Consider the following 17,074-nt stretch of genomic DNA (forward strand, 5'->3'; position numbering starts at 1 on the left):
ATTATTTTTGTGCTTAAATTACTGTTGGCAGTAATAAGTTGGTGTGAAATCACCGCGAAAACTGTAAGCGGCAAACCACTTTGTGATCCAGGCAGCAAATTGAAACGCTGTGATCAGAAAATAAAAAAATAACACCTTCATCAATAGCGGACGTACGCGTATGAATACCCTAGAAAAGGTCCAGAAAAGTCTAAACCAATTCAGCAAGTCAGAACGCAAAGTTGCCGAAGTGATTCTGGCCTCTCCCCAAACAGCGATTCACTCAAGTATCGCTACCCTGGCCAAAATGGCCGATGTGAGTGAGCCTACGGTCAACCGTTTCTGCCGTCGCCTTGATACCAAGGGCTTTCCTGATTTTAAGTTACATCTGGCGCAAAGTCTTGCCAACGGCACACCCTATGTCAGCAGACACGTGGAAGAGGACGACTCGCCCGAGTCTTACACCACTAAAATCTTCGAATCTTCAATGGCTTCCCTTGATACTGCACGTCAAAGCCTCGATATGCAGGCCATCAATAAAGCAGTAGATATTCTGACACAGGCCAAAACCATTTCGTTCTTCGGCCTCGGCGCTTCGGCTGCTGTGGCCCACGATGCCCAAAACAAATTTTTCCGTTTCAATGTACCTGTCATTTGTTTCGATGATGTGTTGATGCAGCGCATGAGTTGCATCAACAGTAACGAAGGTGACGTGGTAGTGCTTATCTCCCACACCGGACGCACCAAGTCACTGATTGATATAGCAAGACTTGCTCGCGAGAATGGTGCTGCCGTGATAGGCATTACCGCCAGAAACTCACCCCTATCAGTTGAGTGTACTTTGTCAGTCACCATGGAAGTGCCGGAAGATACCGATATGTACCTGCCGATGGCTTCACGCCTTGCACAATTGGTCGTAATTGATGTGCTAGCGACTGGATTTACCTTAAGACGCGGTCCAAGATTCAGGGACAGCCTGAAGCGCGTAAAAGAAGCATTGAAAGAATCCCGGATCAATAAAGACCCGATCCTGTAAGTTGATTCCAACCCAAATTTGGTAGTCAGACACAGCGCTGGCTACCATTTACCCGCCTAAAACCGGCGGTTTCTCACAAAAATAAAAAGCTTGAGATAGATCATTTTGTTTGTAACTTTCCTACATAATGCGCCAATGTCTGTTAATATAGTCTTCAGATTAACTTGAAACTTAACGGAGTAACTCATGTTCCGCAGAACCAAAATCGTTACTACCCTTGGCCCAGCCACAGACCGTGACGATAACCTGCGCCGCATCATCGCGGCTGGTGCTAACGTAGTCAGACTTAACTTTTCCCATGGTTCACCAGAAGATCATCTCGAGCGCGCAACCCGTACCCGTGCCATCGCCAAAGAGCTCGGCGTGCATGTTGCTATCCTCGGCGACCTTCAAGGTCCGAAAATCCGTGTATCCACCTTCAAAGACAACCGTAAAGTACAGTTGGCCTTAGGTCAGGAATTTATCCTGGATGCGGAATTGGCCAAGGGCGAAGGTGATGAAACCCAGGTAGGTATCGACTATAAAGAGCTGCCGGATGACGTTAGCATCGGCGATATCCTGATGCTTGATGACGGTCGTGTTCAACTTAAAGTTGAGCGCGTTGAAGGTCGCAAGGTATTTACCACTGTGACTGTTGCCGGTCCATTGTCCAACAACAAAGGCATCAACAAGAAAGGTGGTGGCTTGTCTGCCGCGGCTCTGACCGAAAAAGACAAAGCCGATATCATCACTGCAGCCCGCATTAACGTTGATTACCTTGCTGTGTCCTTCCCTCGCAGCGGTGCGGACCTCAACTATGCCCGTGATCTGGCCAAAGCGGCCGGTTCCAACGCCATGATTGTTGCCAAGGTTGAACGTGCCGAAGCCGTTGCCTCTGACGAAGCCATGGATGATGTAATCCTGGCATCCGACGCCGTGATGGTTGCCCGTGGTGATCTGGGCGTGGAAATCGGTGATGCTGCATTGGTAGCAGTGCAGAAGAAGCTTATCAGCCGTTCCCGTCAACTGAACCGCGTGGTTATCACTGCGACTCAAATGATGGAGTCGATGATCACCAGCCCAATGCCAACCCGCGCCGAAGTGATGGACGTAGCCAACGCTGTGCTCGACGGTACTGATGCGGTGATGCTGTCTGCTGAAACCGCAGCCGGTGACTTCCCCGAAGAAACCGTTCGCGCCATGGCCAACGTGTGTGTGGGCGCAGAATCTCACCCCAGTGTCAAAGTGTCCAAGCACCGCATGGATGAGCGTTTTACATCGGTTGAAGAAACCATCGCGCTTTCAACCATGTACGCGGCTAACCACCTGGATGGCGTGAAAGCCATTATCGCCCTGACTGAGTCCGGAGCAACTGCACAGCTGATGAGCCGAATCAGTTCATCTTTGCCCATCATCGCGCTGTCACGTCATTCAACCACTCTGGCTAAGATGGCACTGTACCGCGGTGTTCAGCCCGTGTATTTTGACTCTACATCCTTCAGAGCGGATGAAGTTGCTGCCCAGGCGCTGGAAGCTGTACGTGCTGCCGGTTACCTCGGCAGTGGTGACATGGTGCTGATGACCAAGGGTGATGCCATGGAAACTATCGGTGGCACCAACACCTGCAAGGTACTGATCCTGCCTTAATCGCAGCTGGTCATCGTGTCCTGATAACCCGGCTTACGCCGGGTTATTTTTTAGCTGCGATTTTTGTGAGTATTCTTTACCCAACTCCCACTGAACGGCTCCCTACGACTACAAAGTCAGAGTTATCACAAATATAAAAGGGTACGCATTCGCGTACCCTTTTCTTCTATTCAAACCTGTTAGTCTGCTTGTTTAAGACGGAACTTCCACAGGCTTGTTTTTAGCTGTTACAAGGCACTGAACTCGTCAACGTTGATAGCGGCCAGGCGCAGTTCGTCAGCCTTCAACAATTTGTCATGCTCTTCCTGACTGATAACGCCCTGTTCAACCGCTTGGCTGAGCAATAGAGCATTGATGCCTTTTCCTTTCAACTTGCCTTCTTTTTGAGCCGCCCGCAGTTTTTTGTATATGCTACGACACTCGTACTGTGCCAGGAAGGCTTCTTCTACTTCGGCGATACCGCCCTTGTCGCCATCAAATGATGGACACAGGAACGTCAGACGCTCACGGGCCGGGCCTGGTTTAAGCATGGCTTCCACGACCTGAGTAGAGAGTTTGTCTGATGGGCCTTTAAAGTGGTTACCAAGCGGGAACACCAGTGCGCGCAGGAGCCAGCCGACCGGACGCAACGGGAAATTTCTCAGTGCATCTTCCAGCGCCTTGGCTGCCTTCATCAGACGGGTCTGCATTACATAATGTACAGTGGGCAAATCATCATGTTGGCGGCCATTGTCTTCAAAAAGCTTAAGCGTCGCCGATGCCAGATAAAGCTCAGACAACACATCACCCAAACGGGCCGAGAGCATTTCACGGCGCTTGAGTTCACCACCGAGGATAAGCATGGCCATATCGGTCATAATGGCCAGCGCTGCCGATATGCGGCCCATGTGCTGATAATAACGCTTGGTATCACCACTCACAGGTGACTGGGCAAAACGGCTGCCGGTCAGGGCTGAGAACAGACTCGAGAAGGCATTACGGGTTGCGTAACCCATGTGGCCTAGCAGCAAGTCGTCAAAGCGCTCCAGGGCTGCATCTACGTCTTCCATGCCGGCGGCTTCCATTTCAGCCAGCACATAGGGATGGCAGCGTGTAGCGCCTTGCCCGAAAATCATCAGACTACGGGTGAGGATGTTGGCGCCTTCAACGGTAATCGAGATGGGGTTTGCCATATAAGCATGACCGAGATAGTTTTTGGGTCCGAGCTGGATGCCCTTACCGGACTGAATGTCCATGGCATCGTCCATCACTGCCCTGCCCATCTCTGTCATATGGTATTTGGCAATGGCAGTCACCACCGAGGGTTTAACCTTGAGATCAATCCCCGTGGTGGTCAGACGACGGGCCGCTTCCAGCTGATAAGTGTTCCCTATGATGCGCGCCAACGCTTCCTGTACACCTTCAAAGTGACCGATGGACATGCCGAACTGCTTACGCACATAGCTGTAGGCCGTAGTGGTCTTGGTAGTGACATGACCAGATGCTGTGGCCAGCGCAGGCAGCGAAATACCCCGACCTGCCGACAGACACTCAACCAGCATGCGCCAGCCTTTACCGGCATACTGAGGACCACCGATTATCCAATCCAGCGGAATAAACACCTTATCACCACGGGTAGTACCGTTCATAAAGGCCATGTTCAGCGGATTGTGGCGGTTACCGATTTCAACGCCGGGATGATTGGTTGGAATAAGCGCACAGGTAATGCCGATGTGTTTTTTATCACCGAGCAGTCCATCTGGGTCTTTCATTTGGAACGCAAGACCCAACACAGTCGCAACAGGAGCCAGAGTGATATAGCGTTTGTTCCAGGTCAGTTCGACGCCAAGCACTTCCTCGCCATTGAACTCGCCGTTTTTCACCACGCCAACATCCGGGATAGCACCCGCATCAGAGCCAGCTTCAGGGCCAGTCAGGGCAAAACAGGGAATTTCTTCACCTTTGGCAAGCGCAGGTAACCAGAAATCTTTTTGCTCCTTGGTGCCGTAGTGAGTCAAAAGCTCACCGGGCCCCAGTGAGTTGGGTACCATCACGGTTACCGCAGCGCTGACACTGCGACTCGCCAGCTTGGCAACGATGGTGGAGTTGGCGTAGGCCGAGAAACCCTTGCCGCCATATTTTTTCGGAATGATAAGCGCGAAGAAGCCTTCTTTCTTGAAGTAGTCCCACAGCTCCGGTGGTAAGTCTTTGCGATTATGAACGATGTCAAAGTCATCAATCATCGACAATGCGGTCATCACCTGATTGTCGAGAAACTCTTTTTCCTCGGCCGATAACGTTGGCTTGCCGTAAGCGTGCAGGGCTTCCCAGTTTGGTTTGCCGCGGAACAATTCGCCTTCCCACCACACATCACCGGCTTCCATGGCTTCACGTTCTGTGTCAGAAAGCGGTGGCAACACTCGTTTAAATAAGGCGAAAACCGGCTGAGTGATAAACTTCATCCGCAAATCTTTCACCGCAAACAGCACTATCACCGCAGCGATTATCAATAACAACAAGATGGTCATGGCAAATACTCCTGTTATGCCTTGTTGACCGGTACGGCAACGCCGGCGGCCATATAGGGAATGACTTTACGGATCACAGACTCAATATCGTTCTGCTCTTTGAAGTCGGCTTCAGCAATTTCCATCAGGGCATCGGACGATGCCATGGTGAAGACGACTGTTCCCAGGGTGAAGTGTAGACGCCAAAACATCTCTGCCGGCGGTATATGGGGTGCACTTTGGCTGACTACCTGAACAAAGCGGTCCAGATGTTCACCGTAATGGGTGGTGATAAACCAGCGCAGATGGCCCTGGCTTTCGATGTAGCCCCGGCCAAGGAGTTGCAGAAAAATTCGAGTGCCTTCGGTGCGTACTTTATTAAGATCCAGAAGCGGTCTTACCAAGGCTGAAAAAATGGTTTCCAGAGAGGCGTTTTCGTTGCTTTGCACGAGTTTTGTCAGCTCTGTGGATGCACCTGGCATAAACACGTCGAGATAACGGGCAAGCACAGCACGAATAAGCTCTTTTTTGGAGCCGAAGTGATAGTTGACCGAGGCCAGGTTCACTTCCGCCTTGCTGGTGATGAGCCTCAGGGAGGTCTCTGAAAAGCCCCGCTCTGCGAACAACTTTTCCGCGGCATCAAGAATTCGGGTTTTGGTGTCGGATCGATTCGCCATTCCGTGACCTATGATTAATTTAAAACACTCGTTTAAATTAATCACTGGTAAATGCCTTGTCAAACGAAATCTGAACACCTGTTTACATTGTCGGGAATTAAGTTTGAATTCACATAGTAATTTTTGTGTGTGCTCGTTAGACTTTTGCCGTTCGATAATAACAAGGATGCAACCAGATGACCCAAGCCAATACCCCAAATAAGGTTCACACATTGTTACGCCCAGCCAAACTCGCCTTGGGTGTAGCCCTTGCCCTCGGCCTCAGCGCCTGTCAGGACGAGCAGCAAACTGTTGCTGTTAATAAAGAATCTGCTGCCGTTACTGCGGTATCCTCTACCGTATCTACCCAGGATGCCGTTGATTTTATCAATCAGGCCGAAGCAGAGCTTGCCGCGCTGTCTCTTGAGGCTAACCGTGCAGAGTGGATTTACAGTAATTTTATCACCGAAGACACTGCATCCTTATCAGCCGCGGTTAACGAAAAGGTTACCGCTACTTCGGTACGTTTAGCCACTGAAGCTGCCAAATTTGCCAACGTTGAGCTAGATGCCGTGAACGCCCGTAAGCTCAATATGCTCAGAAGCGCACTGGTACTGCCCTCGCCACTCGACCCGGCCAAAAATGCGGAGCTGGCCGGTATTGTCGCCCAGCTCAATGGTCTCTATGGCAAAGGCAAATACTGCTTTTCCGATGGCCGCTGCCTGACCCAGCCAGAGCTCTCTGCCCTGATGGCCGAATCCCGAGACCCTGAACTCTTGAAAGAAATCTGGGCTGGCTGGCGTGACATTGCCAAACCCATGCGTCCGCTGTTTGAACGCGAAGTGGTACTCGCCAATGAAGGTGCCAAAGACCTGGGCTTTGCCAATTTGTCTGAGCTGTGGCGCAGTCAATACGATATGGCGCCTGATGCATTTTCCACCGAGCTGGACCGTCTTTGGGGCCAGGTAAAGCCGCTTTATGATTCGCTCCATTGTTATGTCCGTGGCGAGCTCAACGCCCAATATGGGGACGATGTGGTGCCCAAAACAGGTCCCATCCCGGCGCACCTCCTGGGTAACATGTGGGCCCAGCAATGGGGAACCATTTATCCACTCGTTGCACCAAAGGATGCTGACCCGGGCTATGACGTGACAGCCCTGCTAGCTAAACAGGGATACGATGAGCACAAGATGGTGCAGCAGGCCGAGAGCTTCTTTACGTCACTGGGTTTTGACAAGCTCCCCGACACCTTCTGGAGCCGTTCTTTGTTTGTGCAGCCCAAAGACCGTGATGTTGTCTGTCACGCCTCTGCCTGGGATCTGGATAACGAGGACGATATCCGTATCAAGATGTGTATTCAGAAAACCGCTGAAGACTTTACTGTGATCCACCACGAGCTGGGCCATAACTTCTACCAGCGTGCTTATAAGAATCAGCCTTTTATCTTTAAAAACAGCGCTAACGATGGCTTCCATGAAGCCATTGGCGATACAGTTGCCCTGTCCATCACCCCCAAGTACCTGCAGCAGATTGGTTTGCTGGACACGGTTCCCGATGCATCAAAAGACATCGGTCTGCTGTTAAAGCAAGCCCTGGACAAGGTTGCTTTCCTGCCCTTTGGTCTGATGATTGACCAATGGCGATGGAAAGTATTCAGCGGTGAAATCACACCGGCGAACTACAACCAGGCATGGTGGGATCTGCGTTTGAAGTATCAGGGGGTCATGGCGCCTATAGAGCGCTCAGAAGCCGACTTTGACCCGGGTGCCAAATACCATGTGCCGGGCAATGTGCCTTACACCCGTTACTTCCTGGCCCATATTCTTCAATTCCAGTTCCACCGCTCCCTGTGTGACGTGTCCGGTGACAAGGGCCCGGTGCATCGCTGCTCGATATATGGCAATCAGGAAGCCGGCGCCAAGCTGAATCAAATGCTGGAAATGGGTTCGAGTAAGCCTTGGCCTGAAGCCTTGGCCGTGGTGACAGGAAAACAGGAAATGGACGCCAGCGCCGTGCTCGACTATTTTGCGCCCCTGAAAACCTGGCTCGACGAGCAAAACACCAGCGCCAATCGTCAGTGTGGTTGGTGAGAAATTGAATGAGCCCTTGCTGCACCGGATTTCTCTGTATCCTAAATGTGCTTAAGCACCGGGGATGAACGTCAGCAGGCCCGTTTATTGGTTAATATAAAAAGCCCGGTAGATACCGGGCTTTTTATTCGTACTATATCGTTGTGAACCTGATTTTCTTACGCCATGGTTTCCCTGCTTAAAGACTGGTGACTCATCGGCGGGCCCCTTTACGATTGGTCTCCCGACTGTGAACCTTTGCTGCATCTGACTTACGCAGCATCACATACAGGGCACCTGCGCCCCCTTCTTCTTTTATCGCTGAGTGATAGGCACTGACATCATCAAGACGGCTAAGCCAAGTGCAAAGAGCTGACTTCATCAATGCTTCAAATGGCTGATTGCCCGACCCTTTTCCCGGTATAAGCAACAGATTCCGATCACCTCTAAAGAGGGCGGAATCAATCAAGCCAAGTAGCACCGCTCTTGCTTCTTTCAGCTTTAAACCACGGAAGTCGTGCCGGACTTTCGCTTCATAGCGGCCCAGTCGAAGTTGCTTTAATACCGCCTCCTGCACCCCTTCACGGTTGAAACTGACGACCTCATCCCCTCTTACCCGCGTCAGTTCAGCGGGATAGATGGGTAACAGATCAAGTCGTTCGTCGCTGTCGGCGGCGTCCCGACGCATTTTCGCCGCCTCATCGTCACAGGTACTCTGCAAAAAATGGTGTCTGTCAGCCTCTTTAAGCGGCGTCACATCGGCCATTTCTGCCATGAATAAATCCAGTTCTTCACGCTGCACGCTGCTATCCTCTAACGCTGGAAGTAACACACTTTGTAAAGATATGCCGCTTGGGTTACGGCCTCTCATACATTATATTTGCCCCATAATAGCGTCATTTAAGTAAAACAGATGAGAATTTTTCCGATATTGGTGAGCCTGATGCTCTCGTTTGCTGTTTTGGCAAACAACGCCCCGCAAACGACTGACGACATTGCCATCAATAAAACCTATGACCTCTTTTCTGAGGCCTTCGATAAGCTGAATGCCACCCTGATAGGCAAGGCATACACCGAGAGTGCCTGCTATATTCCCGAGCGTCACGATAAAGAAATTATTCGTGGACGCGATGCCATTGTGTCTGTTTATGAAAAGTTTTTCGGAAAAATCCGCAGTAAAAATGCCCGTATTGAAGTGGATTTCCGGGTGATAGACCGCAGTCGCGCCGGCGATTCGGTAACGGATGTTGGTTATTACCTTATTCGCTTCCACCCGGCCAGTGACACCGGCGAACCGGTCAGTGAATACGCAGGCAAGTTTGTCACTGTGTCCCGAAAGCAAGCCGATGGCGACTGGTTACTCTCCATTGACTCAAGCAACCGCTCCGAGCCCAGGTTTTATTACCAGACACAGCCCGTGGGCGAACTCTATTTCGGGCAAAGGTTCAGCTCACCCGATGTGGCCAAGAAACCCTGACGTCTGACCTGAGTGCTGAGTAGTAGAATTATGTCGACTCCCTGCCCTTGCGGCCTTGGAAGCTATCACAGCTGCTGTGAACCTTTCCACTGCGGCAAAACACACGCCCCAACGCCGGAAGCCTTGATGAGGTCTCGCTACAGCGCCTTCGTGCTTAACTTGTGGGGCTATTTGATTGCAACTCATCACCCGGGCCACCTTCATGGTCTGACCGAATCCATACTGGCCGAAGGCCCACATCCAGAGTGGCGAGGTCTCACTGTACACGACAGCCATAGCGATACTCATAGCGGCGAGGTGTTTTTTACCGCCTGGTACCTGGAAGCCGGCAAGTTGGATGGCATATGTGAGCGTTCATCATTCGTTTTCGAGGAAGGCCAATGGTTTTACACCAAAGGCAAGCAGTATGCACCTAAGCTTCCCGGCAGAAATGACACCTGTGTATGTGGCAGCGGTAAAAAGCTCAAACACTGTTGTTTGAAAAGCCAGTAGCAATAGACATTAAAAAAGCGCCCATGGGCGCTTTTTTAATGCACTGCTTTTTAATGTACTGTAATGAGCCGGTCCTGGCCGATAAATTTCGAGAACTCCGCTTCACGCAACGCAGGGCTATAGAGGAAGCCCTGCGCCTGATGGCAAAGGTTGGCCGCCAAAAACGCCTCTTGTTCCGGGGTTTCCACCCCTTCTGCGGTGAGCGACAGATTCAACGCCTTGGCCATGGCGATAATGGCGCTCACAATCTCCTGACTTTCCCGGCTGATGGTGAGATCGGAGATAAACGAGCGGTCGATTTTAATCTTGCTGATGGGAAACTGTTTTAAATACCGCATCGAGCTGTAACCGGTACCAAAGTCATCGATAGCTAGCCCCACACCGAGTTCAGCGAGCTCCTGGCACAGGTTGGTGGCATAACGTATATCTTCCATCAACTCAGTTTCTGTGATCTCCAAAATCAGTGTCTTGGGCTTGAGGCGATAGCGAGTCAACAATTGCCATACCTGTTCATAGAGATTACCGCTGAAAAACTGCCTGGCGGACACGTTCACGTGCATGGAAATATCCAGGTTGTGATGCTGCCATAAGTTCAGCTGCCGGCACGCCGCTTCCAGCACCCAGCTGCCGATAGCGGTTATCAGGCCCGATTGCTCGGCGATATCAATAAACGCCCCGGGATAAAGCACCCCTTTTTTAGGGTGGTGCCAGCGGATAAGCGCCTCTGCGCCCGTGTAGCGATCATTTTGCAGATCGCGCAGCGGCTGATAATAGAGCTCAAATTGCCGGCCTCGAATGGCCGAATGCAAATCACGCTCTATCTGAGCATCGTCTTTAAAGGCACTGAGCAGGGTGTTATTGAATATTTGAATGGCAGCGCCCTGCTTCTTCTTGGCGTATTGCACGGCAATGTCGGCACAGGTCAATGGCGCTATCAGATTACTCACAGAGGCGATATCGACAATGGCCAGCGCCGGTTTGGGGTCAACCTGCTCCCGGCCTATCTGTACCGGCGCCGAAAGATGTTGGTACAGGCGATTGCTGATAAATTCGACTTCGGCACTGAGTTTTTCTCCGAGCAGCAAAATTGCAAATTCATCACTACCAACCCGGGCAATCTCGGTGGCCTTATTGATGTCAGAGAAGTGCCTCAGGCGCCGCGCAATCTCCATGAGCAGTGCATCGCCCTGCTCATGACCATAGGTATCGTTAAAGCGTTTAAAACCTACCAAATCAACCAGTAGCAATTGGCCCTGCTGAGTCCGGTCGAGTACCCGGTTGAAATGGAGACGGTTATAGAGCCCGGTTAACGAACATCGCCACGCAAGGCGCTCGAGCTCCTGTTGGTAGTTGTGCTGCTCGGAGTTATCTTCACAGGTGACCAGCACATAATAGTTACCACGCTCAGTAACAAACTGACTTGCCTGGTAATTCAACCAGTAGTCGCGACCATCGTAACGCTTGAGCTTTACCTCGCCCTTGGCACTGAGACCGCGAAACACCCGTCCGAGCACTTCTTCTGCGAGCCGTGGGTGCTGCGTGAAAAAATCCAATTGCCGTAAAGAGCGACCTATAACCTTTTCCCGAGGCACACCTGTGATGTCTCCATGAGCCTTATTGACGTATTCGACCGTTTCGGTGTGCAGGTTAATGAGCATAAACACCTGCTCAGACTGCTCCACTGCGCTCTTAAACAGCGACAGTTTTTCTTCTTTGTCATAGGTATTGCGGGTTGCCAGCGCCAAGGCCAGCTGATCGGCCACCTGGCTTGCGATATGAAGCTCGCTGTCGCTCCAGCGCGCGCCTATGCTGCGCTCAAGACTCAATACGCCTTCGATGTGACCGTTTATCCGGATAGCCACTTCGAGGGCCGAATGGACACCATTGGGAGTAAAGTAGCTGGACGCCAACTCAACGAGTCTTTGGTCATTCGCCACATCAAAAGCATCGATATGGCGCCGGCTTTCGAGCTCTTTCAAATAGAGTGGGCAATCGCTGATTTGAGCAGGACGCCTTGCACAGGGTTCCAGTCGGTGCTTACCGAAGTGTGCAACCTGATATTGGCTGGACAGCTGTGCATCAAACGCCCACACGCTGGCGTCACAAAGCCCCAGTGTTTGACACAGGAGTTCGGTCGCCAGTTCAGCGGTTTTTTCGAAGTCACCTTGCTGCTTGGCAGCAGAGTGAACTATTTGATCGACCAGAAATTGATATTTACGCCTTTTCACTCAGTTCCCTAAATCCCAGGGTGCGGGAAATGACGGACGTCTGTGCGCCCTTTTCTAAATTATTGTTATTTTTTATTGGTTTTCGACTGTACATCAGCTGATTAGTTTGTAGCAACAGCCGTTACAATTAATTTTTACAGCCCTTGCTCCAATTGAAAAATCATTTTTTCTGCGGCCACATCAAAGGTAATTCTGAGACGTACACCTACCTCGGTACTGTCTATCTGCCCGGTTACATTGGCGAACCGTTTTACCGCCAAATCACATAGGTGTTGGGCTTTGGCATCTGCACCATCACCTGAAAACTCCAGGGTCAGTTCTGTATCTTCTGCTGCTATAACAGCACCAATATCGACAAAGCTGCCGCAGTCGGTGCAGGTATCGTTAACGCTGGCGGCTTGATTCGCTTCGATGGCTTTCATAACGCTAAACTCCTTTATGAAGACGTATTCGGGTTAAATTGGTGCAACTACCGCAAATTATAGGCAAATTTGCAAAATCAAACCCTGTCTTGCATCAAACCATGGCCATCAGATTTCGGTTGTCTGCGTGCTCCATCAGTTTTCCGAGTGCACGCTGCGCTTCGAGAATATCGTTAAAGTGTTGGGGAGTAGGTATGGTCGGCCGTGCGTCAGAATAGAAACGACGCTGCACTGTAAGTGCGCAGTTATTCAAGGCAATTAACATATCAGCAGGAAGGTCGCCTCGGATGACAACAGGCTCCGGCAAGAGTGCCTGGCTTAAATGAAACGCCTTTTTACCGAATGTTCTGAATACGCCACTGTTATCCATGCAGTCCTCAGCACCGGGTTTGGCGATCAGGGGCTGCTTGGGGGGCAGCTCGAAATGTTTGTGCAGCTTTTGCTCAACCGATTCATCGGTGGATAAGCAAAACTCTGCAAAATCACGGGCATCCTGGGACAACATTGCCAATATCAAGCCAAAATCGCCCCTGCGCCCCTCTTCAACGGCACGGGCAAGACGGTCACCTACTTGGCTTTCATTGACTAAACCAGCAGCAATCTGCATAAAAAAACATCACAAAAACAGGTCGTTGTCATTTAATCGACCAATCGGCGCCTAACTTTAGCCTTTTTTGCAAATTTAGCCTTTACATGACTATCGATTCTGCTTACTATGGCCGCCGCTGATGAGGAGGGGTTCCCGAGTGGCCAAAGGGATCAGACTGTAAATCTGACGGCTCCGCCTTCGAAGGTTCGAATCCTTCTCCCTCCACCACTTCAGCAACGCAAGAAAAATGTAAAGCAAGAAACTCGTGGAGGGGTTCCCGAGTGGCCAAAGGGATCAGACTGTAAATCTGACGGCTCCGCCTTCGAAGGTTCGAATCCTTCTCCCTCCACCACTTGTTTCTTTCACTTTACGCCATGATGGAGGGGTTCCCGAGTGGCCAAAGGGATCAGACTGTAAATCTGACGGCTCCGCCTTCGAAGGTTCGAATCCTTCTCCCTCCACCATCTTCTCTGCTTTGGTCGGCAGAATCTGTTGCAACTCACCTCGCTTTCACATCTGTTAATGCCAATCGCAATAATCTCATCCAGCTTTGATCCTGACGCTGTGAAATCCTGTTGATTTTTCATATTATCCAAGCTCGTATCGCAAAACACAGGACTCCCCATGAGCCTTCCCATTTGCACCAGCTGGGTAGCCAATGCCATCGGCAAAATTGAAGCCGACTTTCAGCGCAGCGCCGACACCCATCTTATTAAGCTCGAGTTACCGATGCTGGACGGCATCGACATCTATTTAAAAGACGAAAGCACCCACCCCACAGGTAGCCTCAAACATCGTCTCGCCCGTTCACTGTTCCTGTATGCCCTTTGTAACGGCTGGATTAAAGAAGGCACGGCGGTTATTGAGTCTTCTTCCGGCAGCACGGCTGTATCGGAGGCCTATTTTGCCCGCCTGCTTGGTTTACCCTTTATTGCGGTGATGCCAAAGAGCACCGCCAAGCGCAAAATCGAGCAAATTGAGTTTTATGGCGGCCGTTGTCACTTTGTCGAACATTCCAGCGAGATTTACGCCGAGTCAGAGAAGCTTGCCAGAGAACTCAACGGCCATTACATGGATCAGTTTACCTACGCCGAACGGGCCACCGACTGGCGCGGCAACAACAACATCGCCAACGCGATTTTTGGCCAGATGGAGCGCGAACCCCATCCCATCCCCAGCTGGATAGTAATGAGCCCGGGCACTGGCGGCACGTCAGCCACCATTGGTCGCTATATCCGCTATCAGCGCCTCGCCACAAAATTGCTGGTGGTCGACCCGCAGCACTCGGTGTTTTACGACTACTTTAATACCGGTGACGCCAGCATTACCTGTGAAAAAGGCAGCTGTATTGAAGGCATTGGCCGGCCCAGAGTGGAGCCCTCTTTTATTCCGGGTGTGGTGGATGAAATGCTGAAAGTCGCGGACGTGGACTCCATTGCCACCATGTATTGGCTGGAAGCGTTAATCGGCCGCAAAACCGGACCTTCTACCGGCACCAACTTGTACGGCGCGCTGAAACTGGCTTCCCAAATGAAGGCAAGCGGCGAAAGCGGCAGTATCGTTACGCTTATCTGCGATCCCGGCGAGCGGTATCTCGATACCTACTACAACAGCGACTGGGTGGGTTCTCACATCGGCGATATCACCGCAGCCAGTGCTGCCCTCGCCGCCTTCAATGAAAGTGGCAAGCTGTGAGTGCCTGTTGACTCAACTAAAAAAGCTCCCGTGGGAGCTTTTTTATTGGCTGAACTTCCGCAAAAGACCTATTAATCAATCAATATTCAAATACTTATGGGTTTGAATTGATAGACGCCAGTTGCGGGCAATGCAGGTTTTCATCGCAAGCTCTGTGGCACGGGCCTTCTGGCTGATGGGCTGCAAACAAATGGTTTTGCCAGTGATATCCACACCTTCCAGTAGCGCATCGAGCTCATCAATGTGCGCATCGGTAGCCACTGGATGCTTGATTTCATTGGCACGTTCAAGGGCTTGTTTCAGCACCGGATAGCCGCCTTTCATATTCACCTTGGGCGATACAGTCACATAGGTGCTCTCTGAGCAGCGCACCTCAAAGGTGCCACTGGTTTCAATCTGGCAATGAAACCCTGCCGCTTCAAAGCCTTGGGTTAAATCCGTTAAGTCGTGCATACAGGGTTCGCCGCCGGTGATCACCACCAGTTTGGCGGAAAAGCCCTTATTAATGAATGCATCCACTAAAGATGAAGCCGAATGCATTGCCCATCGGCCAATGCTGCCATCCACCTGAATAACGTCTGCGGGCGCCACTTTATTTTGTTCGAGTACATCCCAGGTTTGGGCGGTGTCGCACCAGGGGCAGGCTACCGGGCAGCCCTGCAGGCGCACGAAGATGGCGGGCAGGCCAGTGTGGCTGCCTTCACCCTGAATGGTTTCAAAGACTTCGTTGATGGGATACTCGGTCATCAGGACTCGCTCGTTTGGTGTCGCTGCCAAAGCAGGGAAACGACATACATTCAATTCGGCCGGCTGTTATAGAAGATTTCAGCCACGGATTCAAGGGAACTTTTACGCGCCAGAAACCAGTTACTTTGAAGCTGCCCGGCTGCTGGGATACACTATATCCCCAAAAGTTTAACTCAGTATCGGTTTTTCCATGTCCAAAGCAGTTGTCGTATTCAGTGGTGGTCAGGATTCCACTACCTGTCTGGTGCAGGCCCTGTCGCAGTTTAATGAAGTACACGCCATCACCTTTGATTATGGTCAGCGCCACAGTGAAGAAATTGACGTAGCCAAAGCGCTGGCAAACGAGCTTGGCTGTGCGTCCCACAAAATCATGGACGTGTCTTTGCTTGGCGAGCTTGCCATCAGCGCACTCACCCGCGACGCCATCCCCGTTTCCCACGAACTGATGGAAAATGGTCTGCCCAATACCTTTGTCCCGGGTCGCAATATCCTCTTCTTAACCCTTGCCGGCATATACGCCTATCAACTTGGCGCCGATACTGTGATCACCGGTGTATGTGAAACCGACTTCTCTGGCTATCCTGATTGCCGCAATGACTTCATCAAAGCCATGGAGCAGGCGCTCAATCTGGGTATGGACAAACAACTTGAAATTCGCACGCCGCTGATGTGGCTCAATAAAGCCGAAACCTGGGCGCTGGCCGACCGTTACGGCAAGCTCGAACTGGTGCGTAATCAAACCCTGACCTGTTACAACGGGATCCGTGGCGATGGTTGTGGTGATTGCCCCGCCTGCCTGCTGCGACGCCGCGGCCTTGAGGACTACCTCAATAATCGTGATGCGGTAAACGCAGAACTTGCCAACAAGACGGCCGCCAATTGAGCTCACTGCCATCAAGCCTGTTGCCTTCAATAGACAAGCGCCTGCTAATGATAGGCGGTCTGCTGTCCCTGCTCTGTACTGCGCTCTATTTTTTGCCTGTTGATGGGAAGCTTAACTGGCAAAAGCAGCTTATCGGCGCAGGCGAATATTGGCGCCTTATCAGCGGCAACTTGCTGCACACCAACCACTGGCATCTCTTGATGAACCTGGCAGGCTTCTGGGTGATTTTGAGCTTGCATCATTTTCATTACCGCGCGGCCGGGCTCGTGTTGCTGCTGTTTGTTCTCTGCCTCGGTGAAGGTATAGGCCTGTACCTGTTTTACCCAAGCCTTCAGGCGTATGTCGGCCTAAGCGGTATTTTGCACGGCCTCTTTGCCTTTGGTGCCCTGATGGATATTAAGCGCGGGCTTAAATCCGGCTGGCTGCTGCTGATTGGCCTGGGGTTAAAAGTGGGATACGAGCAGTATTTTGGCGCCAGCAGCGATGTAGCGAGCCTGATTGGTGCCAGGGTCGCTACCGAGTCGCATTTGGTGGGGGCACTGCTTGGCACAGCCCTGGGAGTGGCCTATCTTGCCTATTGCTCATTGAATGTGACAAAGAGTCACGCATAAATCCGGCCAGTTGCCCCTTATCTCAAAACAGAGAGAAAAAACGCGCCAGTGGCGCGTTTTTCATGTTTGCACTTGTCG

15 protein-coding genes and 3 tRNA genes are annotated in these 17,074 nt (G+C 51.4%); 11 read left to right on the forward strand and 7 right to left on the reverse strand.

The features are described 5' to 3' along the window. Positions 1-160: 160 nt before the first annotated feature. Positions 161-1,015: a MurR/RpiR family transcriptional regulator gene (locus K0H79_RS09350; protein ID WP_011759926.1), complete on the forward strand. Its 855-nt coding sequence runs from the start codon at positions 161-163 to the stop codon at positions 1,013-1,015. A gap of 186 nt (positions 1,016-1,201) precedes the next feature. Then, a complete protein-coding gene (pyk, locus tag K0H79_RS09355; protein WP_011759927.1) occupies positions 1,202-2,641 on the forward strand; it encodes a pyruvate kinase in 1,440 nt (479 codons plus the stop codon). A gap of 227 nt (positions 2,642-2,868) precedes the next feature. Here the strand turns inward: pyk and K0H79_RS09360 are convergent, their stop codons facing one another. Both K0H79_RS09360 and K0H79_RS09365 read right to left on the reverse strand, forming a co-directional pair. Further along, on the reverse strand, positions 2,869-5,148 hold the full coding sequence (locus tag K0H79_RS09360) for an acyl-CoA dehydrogenase (RefSeq protein WP_220075600.1): 2,280 nt from the start codon (positions 5,146-5,148) through the stop codon (positions 2,869-2,871). Positions 5,149-5,162: 14 nt separating this feature from the next. Then, complete coding sequence (locus K0H79_RS09365; protein ID WP_220064577.1) at positions 5,163-5,804, reverse strand: TetR/AcrR family transcriptional regulator; 642 nt, start codon at positions 5,802-5,804, stop codon at positions 5,163-5,165. 176 nt (positions 5,805-5,980) lie between these two features. On the opposite strand from K0H79_RS09365, the gene K0H79_RS09370 reads away from it, so the two are divergent. Beyond that, positions 5,981-7,873, forward strand: coding sequence for a M2 family metallopeptidase (locus K0H79_RS09370; RefSeq protein WP_220075601.1), 1,893 nt, complete (start codon positions 5,981-5,983; stop codon positions 7,871-7,873). Between the two features lie 193 nt (positions 7,874-8,066). Here the strand turns inward: K0H79_RS09370 and K0H79_RS09375 are convergent, their stop codons facing one another. Further along, on the reverse strand, positions 8,067-8,654 hold the full coding sequence (locus K0H79_RS09375; RefSeq protein WP_220075602.1) for a Smr/MutS family protein: 588 nt from the start codon (positions 8,652-8,654) through the stop codon (positions 8,067-8,069). 111 nt (positions 8,655-8,765) lie between these two features. On the opposite strand from K0H79_RS09375, the gene K0H79_RS09380 reads away from it, so the two are divergent. Together K0H79_RS09380 and K0H79_RS09385 are read left to right on the forward strand one after the other, a co-directional pair. Then, the gene (locus K0H79_RS09380; RefSeq protein ID WP_220064580.1) at positions 8,766-9,329 is read left to right on the forward strand and encodes a DUF4440 domain-containing protein; all 564 of its coding nucleotides are present in this window, start codon (positions 8,766-8,768) and stop codon (positions 9,327-9,329) included. A 30-nt stretch (positions 9,330-9,359) separates the two neighbouring features. Then, positions 9,360-9,821: a YchJ family protein gene (locus tag K0H79_RS09385; protein WP_220075603.1), complete on the forward strand. Its 462-nt coding sequence runs from the start codon at positions 9,360-9,362 to the stop codon at positions 9,819-9,821. Between the two features lie 50 nt (positions 9,822-9,871). On the opposite strand, the gene K0H79_RS09390 is transcribed toward K0H79_RS09385, so the two are convergent. The 3 genes from K0H79_RS09390 to K0H79_RS09400 form a co-directional block, all read right to left on the reverse strand. Beyond that, the gene (locus tag K0H79_RS09390) at positions 9,872-12,049 is read right to left on the reverse strand and encodes a bifunctional diguanylate cyclase/phosphodiesterase (protein WP_220064582.1); all 2,178 of its coding nucleotides are present in this window, start codon (positions 12,047-12,049) and stop codon (positions 9,872-9,874) included. Between the two features lie 134 nt (positions 12,050-12,183). Next, on the reverse strand, positions 12,184-12,471 hold the full coding sequence (locus tag K0H79_RS09395; RefSeq protein ID WP_220075604.1) for a DUF406 family protein: 288 nt from the start codon (positions 12,469-12,471) through the stop codon (positions 12,184-12,186). Positions 12,472-12,565: 94 nt separating this feature from the next. Further along, positions 12,566-13,078, reverse strand: coding sequence for a VC2046/SO_2500 family protein (locus K0H79_RS09400; protein ID WP_220075605.1), 513 nt, complete (start codon positions 13,076-13,078; stop codon positions 12,566-12,568). 125 nt (positions 13,079-13,203) lie between these two features. On the opposite strand from K0H79_RS09400, the gene K0H79_RS09405 reads away from it, so the two are divergent. The 4 genes from K0H79_RS09405 to K0H79_RS09420 all read left to right on the forward strand — a co-directional run bounded on the left by K0H79_RS09405 (position 13,204) and on the right by K0H79_RS09420 (position 14,755). Then, positions 13,204-13,288: transfer RNA gene (locus K0H79_RS09405), tRNA-Tyr, on the forward strand. Positions 13,289-13,327: 39 nt separating this feature from the next. Next, positions 13,328-13,412, forward strand: a tRNA-Tyr gene (locus tag K0H79_RS09410). A gap of 27 nt (positions 13,413-13,439) precedes the next feature. Continuing rightward, positions 13,440-13,524, forward strand: a tRNA-Tyr gene (locus K0H79_RS09415). A gap of 160 nt (positions 13,525-13,684) precedes the next feature. Further along, positions 13,685-14,755 carry a PLP-dependent cysteine synthase family protein gene (locus K0H79_RS09420; protein ID WP_220075606.1) on the forward strand — a complete coding sequence of 357 codons (1,071 nt, stop codon included), beginning with the start codon at positions 13,685-13,687 and terminating at the stop codon, positions 14,753-14,755. A 75-nt stretch (positions 14,756-14,830) separates the two neighbouring features. Here the strand turns inward: K0H79_RS09420 and queE are convergent, their stop codons facing one another. Then, positions 14,831-15,502, reverse strand: a complete 672-nt coding sequence (queE, locus tag K0H79_RS09425) for a 7-carboxy-7-deazaguanine synthase QueE (protein ID WP_220064586.1) — start codon at positions 15,500-15,502, stop codon at positions 14,831-14,833. Positions 15,503-15,692: 190 nt separating this feature from the next. Between queE and queC the strand changes: the two genes are divergently transcribed. Continuing rightward, complete coding sequence (gene queC, locus K0H79_RS09430) at positions 15,693-16,385, forward strand: 7-cyano-7-deazaguanine synthase QueC (protein WP_220075607.1); 693 nt, start codon at positions 15,693-15,695, stop codon at positions 16,383-16,385. Between the two features lie 47 nt (positions 16,386-16,432). After that, positions 16,433-16,996, forward strand: coding sequence for a rhombosortase (gene rrtA / locus K0H79_RS09435; protein WP_220075608.1), 564 nt, complete (start codon positions 16,433-16,435; stop codon positions 16,994-16,996). Positions 16,997-17,074 lie beyond the last annotated feature (78 nt).

This window comes from Shewanella sp. FJAT-52076, assembly GCF_019457455.1.
Classification (GTDB): Bacteria; Pseudomonadota; Gammaproteobacteria; order Enterobacterales; family Shewanellaceae; genus Shewanella; species Shewanella zhangzhouensis.

What these genes read in the sequence shown, in the direction of transcription:
- pyk (WP_011759927.1), top strand. Translation starts at nt 1,202, where the DNA reads ATGTTCCGCAGAACCAAAATCGTTACTACCCTTGGCCCAGCCACAGAC.
- K0H79_RS09350 (WP_011759926.1), top strand. Translation starts at nt 161, where the DNA reads ATGAATACCCTAGAAAAGGTCCAGAAAAGTCTAAACCAATTCAGCAAG.
- K0H79_RS09385 (WP_220075603.1), top strand. Translation starts at nt 9,360, where the DNA reads ATGTCGACTCCCTGCCCTTGCGGCCTTGGAAGCTATCACAGCTGCTGT.
- queC (WP_220075607.1), top strand. Translation starts at nt 15,693, where the DNA reads ATGTCCAAAGCAGTTGTCGTATTCAGTGGTGGTCAGGATTCCACTACC.
- K0H79_RS09420 (WP_220075606.1), top strand. Translation starts at nt 13,685, where the DNA reads ATGAGCCTTCCCATTTGCACCAGCTGGGTAGCCAATGCCATCGGCAAA.
- K0H79_RS09365 (WP_220064577.1), bottom strand. Translation starts at nt 5,804, where the DNA reads ATGGCGAATCGATCCGACACCAAAACCCGAATTCTTGATGCCGCGGAA.
- K0H79_RS09395 (WP_220075604.1), bottom strand. Translation starts at nt 12,471, where the DNA reads ATGAAAGCCATCGAAGCGAATCAAGCCGCCAGCGTTAACGATACCTGC.
- K0H79_RS09400 (WP_220075605.1), bottom strand. Translation starts at nt 13,078, where the DNA reads ATGCAGATTGCTGCTGGTTTAGTCAATGAAAGCCAAGTAGGTGACCGT.
- K0H79_RS09370 (WP_220075601.1), top strand. Translation starts at nt 5,981, where the DNA reads ATGACCCAAGCCAATACCCCAAATAAGGTTCACACATTGTTACGCCCA.
- queE (WP_220064586.1), bottom strand. Translation starts at nt 15,502, where the DNA reads ATGACCGAGTATCCCATCAACGAAGTCTTTGAAACCATTCAGGGTGAA.
- K0H79_RS09360 (WP_220075600.1), bottom strand. Translation starts at nt 5,148, where the DNA reads ATGACCATCTTGTTGTTATTGATAATCGCTGCGGTGATAGTGCTGTTT.
- K0H79_RS09380 (WP_220064580.1), top strand. Translation starts at nt 8,766, where the DNA reads ATGAGAATTTTTCCGATATTGGTGAGCCTGATGCTCTCGTTTGCTGTT.
- rrtA (WP_220075608.1), top strand. Translation starts at nt 16,433, where the DNA reads ATGATAGGCGGTCTGCTGTCCCTGCTCTGTACTGCGCTCTATTTTTTG.